This is a genomic window from Methanocalculus sp., assembly GCF_029762515.1.
Classification (GTDB): Archaea; Halobacteriota; Methanomicrobia; order Methanomicrobiales; family Methanocorpusculaceae; genus Methanocalculus.
In genome coordinates, this window is record NZ_JARVGN010000161.1 from 1 (window position 1) to 4,822 (window position 4,822).

Consider the following 4,822-nt stretch of genomic DNA (forward strand, 5'->3'; position numbering starts at 1 on the left):
TCGTCCCTGCACGGCTGGGCGATCTGATCCGTCTTCTTATCCTCAAACATGAGAAGGGGGCTACCTATACTGTCGGATTTTCCTCGGTTCTCTCCGAGCGGGTTTTTGATATTCTCACTATTGCCCTCATTGGTGCAATCGCGCTCCCGTTTGTTGTTGGCCAGGAACCCTGGTTCTCGATGCTCATTGGCCTTGTCCTTATTCTCGGTCTCCTTTTTGGTATTGTCCTTATCTTTTCGGGGAAATTCTCATCAGAGAACCGGATACTGGGTAAGATTATCGAGATTCTCTCACAGATCCGATCGGTATCCCAGACCCCGCGGGCACTCTTCTTCCTTTTGTTCTCCTCTCTCATAATCTGGATTATCGACTGCCTCGTATGCATGTTGGTAGCAATGATGTTCGGTGAGCCGGTTCCTTTTATGGTGATTGTGCTTGCGATCGTCATCGGCAACCTGGTGAAGGCAGTGCCGATAACCCCTGGTGGTATCGGAACCTATGAACTGGCACTTGCGATGACGTTTGAGCTTGCAGGTGTCTCAGCAGGAACTGCGGTTCTCATTGCCATTATCGATCATCTCATCAAGAATGTGGTGACTCTTGTCGGGGGTGTTGCCTCGATCTACTACTTCGGCAACTGGACAGTCTCACTCCTGAAACGGGCATATTCAGGAGATATAAAGAAGGAGATCTATGGTCGGCATTGAGGTTCAGATACAAACTGTTCTTCTATGGATTCTGGTTCTGAAGCTTCTCCAGATCTCCCTTTATCCCTCTCTCAGGGGGTCACTTGGAGATCTTGCATATCCTCTCTCCTATCCTCTCTCGCTCCTCTGTTTCTCACTCATATCCTGGTATCTCGGTTTTCTCCATCTCCCGGTAGCCATTGCCGCAGTCTTTTTTGTTCTTCTGTGTGCCCTGATGATAATCCGGCGGGAGTACAGATGGTCTGATCTCAGGCCTCAGCTCATCTGGGATGGCGCATTTCTTGTTGGTTTTCTCTATCTTCTGGAGATCCGCATCTTCAATCCGGCGATCTCATTTGCCGAGAAATTTATGGATCATGCATTTCTTGCCTCTGTTATGAGAAATCCGGTTGCCCCGCCTCTTGATCCCTGGTTTGCGGGCGGAGATCTCTCGATCTACTACTATCTCGGCCACTGGTTCTCCGGGGTTCTTGGGATTATTGTTGGTGGCGAGTCATCAGTTGTCTTCAACCTGATGCTCCCGACTATTGCAGGAATGGCTGTTGTATCGGCGGTTGCATGCGGATATCTGCTGCTCCCAAAATACCGCTGGCTCCCGGCTCTCATCCTTCTTCTCCCAAACCCAGCCGTTCTCTGGCATCTGATCGCTGGCACGCCACTTGCCTCGATCCCGTGGGAAAGTACCCGTGTTATCGCCGGCACAATCAATGAATATCCCATATTCTCTTTCTTCTGGGGGGACCCACATGCGCATATCCTCGGTATCTTCAACCAGATCCTCTTTGTCACCCTCTGCCTGGTGATGTACCTCAGGTATGGCGATCTGGATATGAGGGAACGGCTGATCCTGGCTGCCCTTCTTGCCCTGTCACTTGGGACTATGTCCGGACTGAACTCCTGGGATGTCCTCCTGTATGCCCCCTTCTACTGTGGTGTGGCGATTCTCACCGCTCTCCGATATGTAAAGCAGGATCGTCGTTCCTGGCTCCCGTTTCTGCTGGTCCCGCCTCTCTCCATTCTTGCCTATGCACCGCTCCTCCTCTCCATCGAGGGCTCAGGGATCCTTGGTATTGGAATTGTTCCTGAAGGGAGTGCGATCACCTCGTTCCTTCTTGTCCATGGCTTCTTCATCGCAATCTTTCTCTTATATGGATGGCGCGTGCTGCACCGGTACCCATGGCTGCTTGCCATTCCCATGCTGATGTGGTATGCGGGATATGGGGCTGCAGGGATTGCCATTCTTGCTGCTCTCCTTATCGGTCTCCGGCGTGAATGGAAGGGGGAAGATATCCTGGCAATTGCCGGTCTTCTGGTCATCACCTTCTGTGAACTGATCTACCTGAAGGACGGCATGGGTGTTGACTATTTCCGGATGAATACGGTCTTTAAATTCTATATGGGTGCCTGGGTGATGATGGGGCTTGCAGCGGCTGTCATCGCCGGCCGCTGGCTTTCATCTCTCCAGCTACCGCGCGCTATCCCCATGTCTCTGAAATGGATATGTATCTCCGGGGTGGTGATCTGCCTTCTCCTGATCCCGGCCTATATACCTCTCACCTATGGATATGGATCGGGCACCCTTGATGGCGCGGCCTGGCTGGGAGACCGCCATCCCGGTGATGCAGCTGCGATCCGGTATCTCGGTTCTCTTGAAGGCAATCTCCTGATCGTTGAAGCTATTGGAGACGATTACACCTATGCCAGTCGTATATCGTCCTTTACAGGTATTCCAACCATCCTCGGGTGGCCCGGCCATGAGATCGTATGGCGTTCAGATGATGGATGGTACAGTAAACGAATAACAGATGTCAGGGCACTCTATGAGGATCCTGGGAAAAGCCCGGCGCTTCTTGAGGAATATGGTATCACCCATATCGTTGTCGGAGCGTTTGAAGAAGAACACTACCTGGTCAACCTCCCAAAAACCGGTCTCATTCTCCAATTTGATGAGGGAGGTACAGCGGTCTATCAGGTGGTCTGATCGGTCTTGCAGACGAACCTTTATCCCCCTTCTCTGTGTAATAATATGGTTACGCCAGCATCGGTTCTTATACCGCTGATGAGTGATGAAGGAGGAGCCAGTCTTCTCCTGAATGAGGTGAGCTATGTCAAAGATGTACCAACAGTTTGAAGTCCCCGAAGAGCTTCAGAACAATGCGCTTGAAGCACTTGAACTTGCACGGGACACCGGAAAGATTAAGAAAGGATCCAATGAAGCAACAAAAGCTATTGAGCGCGGTATTGCCCAGCTTGTTCTGATCGGCAGTGACGTAGAGCCCGAAGAGATCGTGATGCATCTTCCGCCGCTCTGCGCAGAGAAGCAGATACCGTTTATTTTCATTAACAAACAGGCCGAGATCGGTGCCGCCTGCGGCCTTGATGTCGGATCAGCTGCTGTTGCAATTGTCAAATCCGGCAAAGGCAAGGATATTGTCGAAGAGCTTGTGAAACAGGTTGAAGCACTGAGAGGCTGAGTCTTCTATGGCTGATAATGGAACGCCGGCAGAAGTCATTGAAGTGATTGGTCTTACAGGGATGCACGGAGAAGCATCCCAGGTGAAGTGCCGTATCCTCGATGGCCCAAACAAGGGGCGGATCATCACCCGGAATACATTCGGGCCGATCCGTGAGGGGGATATCCTCATGCTCCTTGAGACGGAACGTGAAGCAAAGAAGCTCTCGAGGCGGTGAAGCCGATGGTTGAGAAGTATACCTGCAGTTTCTGCGGAGAAGAACTCGAGCCTGGAACCGGCAAACTCTTTGTGCGAAAAGACGGGGCAGTCTTTTATTTCTGCTCTTCCAAGTGCCAGAGTAACTACCGGCTCCGCAGGGTCCCACGCCGTGTCGAGTGGACTGCAATGGGTCGCAAGGCCCGTGGCAAGGAGTGATTCTCCAATGGAGCGCTCCTTTGTGATGGTCAAACCCGATGGCGTCCAGCGCGGACTGGTCGGTGAGATCATCTCCCGCTTTGAGAAGAAAGGTCTGAAACTGGTTGCAGCCCGCTTTGAGGCGCTTCCGGATGATCGTGTCCAGGAACAGTACCGGGAACACCTTGAAAAACCTTTCTTCCCTGGTCTGAAGGCCTATATCACAAGCGGTCCCGTCTTCCTGATGGTCTGGGAAGGAAAAAATGTCGTCCCAATCGTCAGGCTTCTGGTTGGTGCAACCAATCCGGCAGAGGCGCTTCCCGGTACTATCCGTGGCGATTTCGCCATTGATATCGGAAGAAATGTCATCCATGCCTCTGATTCGGATGCATCAGCAGAGCGCGAGATCAAAATCCACTTCAATGACACTGATCTAATCGGATATGCTGCTCTTGCAGAACCGATGATCTACGAATAATACCAAAATCACCTCCACACTCTTATTTTCGAGCCACAATTGGCTTAAGGGAAGAGGATCTACATTTTCCTGATGGTCGATCTGCTGACCTTTGTCCTTCTGTCACTCTCATCGATTGTGATTGTGCTCAATCCACTGGCAGCGACGCTTATCTATGTAAGCCTGACTGATTCAATGGATCGGGCAACAAGGCTGAGGGTGGCATTTGAGGCCAACAGGGTTGCACTTTTCGTCATTCTGACTTTTGCAATTGCCGGGGGGGCTATCCTGCAGCTCTTTGGCATCTCACTTGAGGCATTCCGTGTTGCTGGCGGTATTCTCCTCTTTGGAATCGGTATGGAGATGGTCTATGCAAAGACATCACGCACCAAGATGACTGCCACAGAAAAGTATGAGGGCATTGATGCGGATGATGTCGCCATGATGCCTATTGCAATCCCGATGATAGCTGGTCCGGGAACGATCACAACTGTCATTGTCCTGATGAATGAGGCGGTTGATATCGGTATTGAAGCAATGGGTGCAATACTGATTCTCTGTGTGCTTGTGATTCTGGTGAATTATTATATGATGAAGAATGCTGATCTAATCACAAAATATATCGGGCCGCGGGAGTACCGTGTCATTGGAAGGCTGATGGGTATGATGCTGATCGCAATTGCTGTTCAGTTCGTCATTACCGGACTTCGGCAGGCGTTCCCGATTCTTGTTGGAGGTATATAGATGGTACACATTGACAGTTTTGATCTCTTCTTCCTCTTCATGGGTCT

The 4,822-nt window shown here is 51.0% G+C and carries 7 protein-coding genes; all 7 read left to right on the plus strand.

Going from position 1 to position 4,822, the window contains the following annotated elements:
• A partial coding sequence (locus QCH34_RS06850; RefSeq protein ID WP_300332147.1) for a lysylphosphatidylglycerol synthase transmembrane domain-containing protein occupies positions 1–707 on the plus strand: 707 nt, incomplete at its 5' end.
• A complete protein-coding gene (locus QCH34_RS06855) occupies positions 694–2,688 on the plus strand; it encodes a DUF2298 domain-containing protein (RefSeq protein WP_300332149.1) in 1,995 nt (664 codons plus the stop codon). The genes QCH34_RS06850 and QCH34_RS06855, both read left to right, overlap by 14 nt.
• Before the next feature lie 124 nt (positions 2,689–2,812).
• The gene (rpl7ae, locus tag QCH34_RS06860; RefSeq protein ID WP_292736721.1) at positions 2,813–3,181 is read left to right on the plus strand and encodes a 50S ribosomal protein L7Ae; all 369 of its coding nucleotides are present in this window, start codon (positions 2,813–2,815) and stop codon (positions 3,179–3,181) included.
• Between the two features lie 7 nt (positions 3,182–3,188).
• Positions 3,189–3,398: a 30S ribosomal protein S28e gene (locus QCH34_RS06865; RefSeq protein WP_211530851.1), complete on the plus strand. Its 210-nt coding sequence runs from the start codon at positions 3,189–3,191 to the stop codon at positions 3,396–3,398.
• 5 nt (positions 3,399–3,403) lie between these two features.
• Positions 3,404–3,595: a 50S ribosomal protein L24e gene (locus tag QCH34_RS06870; RefSeq protein WP_300332154.1), complete on the plus strand. Its 192-nt coding sequence runs from the start codon at positions 3,404–3,406 to the stop codon at positions 3,593–3,595.
• 7 nt (positions 3,596–3,602) lie between these two features.
• Positions 3,603–4,052 (plus strand): nucleoside-diphosphate kinase, encoded by a 450-nt coding sequence (gene ndk, locus QCH34_RS06875; RefSeq protein WP_300332156.1) that lies wholly within the window; start codon positions 3,603–3,605, stop codon positions 4,050–4,052.
• 72 nt (positions 4,053–4,124) lie between these two features.
• Complete coding sequence (locus QCH34_RS06880) at positions 4,125–4,775, plus strand: MarC family protein (protein WP_300332158.1); 651 nt, start codon at positions 4,125–4,127, stop codon at positions 4,773–4,775.
• The last annotated feature ends 47 nt before the right edge of the window (positions 4,776–4,822 follow it).

Coding starts and splice junctions, on each gene's coding strand:
- QCH34_RS06855 (WP_300332149.1), top strand. CDS start 694: ATGGTCGGCATTGAGGTTCAGATACAAACTGTTCTTCTATGGATTCTG.
- rpl7ae (WP_292736721.1), top strand. CDS start 2,813: ATGTCAAAGATGTACCAACAGTTTGAAGTCCCCGAAGAGCTTCAGAAC.
- QCH34_RS06865 (WP_211530851.1), top strand. CDS start 3,189: ATGGCTGATAATGGAACGCCGGCAGAAGTCATTGAAGTGATTGGTCTT.
- QCH34_RS06870 (WP_300332154.1), top strand. CDS start 3,404: ATGGTTGAGAAGTATACCTGCAGTTTCTGCGGAGAAGAACTCGAGCCT.
- ndk (WP_300332156.1), top strand. CDS start 3,603: ATGGAGCGCTCCTTTGTGATGGTCAAACCCGATGGCGTCCAGCGCGGA.
- QCH34_RS06880 (WP_300332158.1), top strand. CDS start 4,125: ATGGTCGATCTGCTGACCTTTGTCCTTCTGTCACTCTCATCGATTGTG.